The organism is Aminobacter sp. P4_D5 (genome assembly GCF_056401815.1).
Genome location: NZ_JBFUIP010000936.1, coordinates 1 through 626, shown reverse-complemented (window position 1 = coordinate 626; position 626 = coordinate 1). Strand labels below are relative to the sequence as shown.

Annotated in this window: 1 protein-coding gene; it reads left to right on the top strand. The window is 64.9% G+C overall.

Features of this window, described 5'->3' with window-relative positions:
- Window positions 1-270: 270 nt before the first annotated feature.
- Window positions 271-626, top strand: a 356-nt coding sequence (locus tag AC1DWF_RS35895; RefSeq protein ID WP_476843219.1) for an MHYT domain-containing protein, incomplete at its 3' end; no start/stop codon positions are given.

Below are 626 nucleotides of genomic sequence, written 5' to 3'. Positions count from 1 at the left end.
CTGAACGTGGCCGCATGCCGGGCCAGCCGGACCAGCCGGACCAGGATCTCGCGTTGCAGGACGCCGATGCCGCGGCTCATGCAGCCTCTTAAGTGTTGCCTGCCAATACCTGCATCCCATCGAAACGGCACCTGCACCCTGGTGCGTAACGRGCGGAGCTGCGCGCCGAGTACTTTCCTTCCACGGGCCGCTGCCGAGAGGCAAGCGCGCGTCACGTGTAGAGCGGGTGCCAAGGAACTGATCCCCACTGACCAAGGAAAGGAGACGCMGATGCTGTTYGATTTCGCGGGCATGATCTTCACGCAYTCCCATGGGATGGGGATCACTCACGAATGGCTCTACGTGGCCGTGTCCTTTGTCATCGCCGCCGCCGGTACCTACGCGGCGCTCGACCTGGCGGAGCGGCGGCGAGATTCCAACGGGCGAGCGGTGCTCCTTTGGCGAACGGCGAAGTCGATGGCGCTGGGCGGCAGCATTTGGGCCACGCACTTCATGGGCATGCTGGCCGTCCACATAGAACTCWCCACATCCTACGACCCCGGACTCACCTTAGCTTCTCTCGTGTTGGCCGTGGCCGCCGCGGGACTGCCGCTTGAGATCGTCGCGCGAGGCCCTCGCGGAAGCGT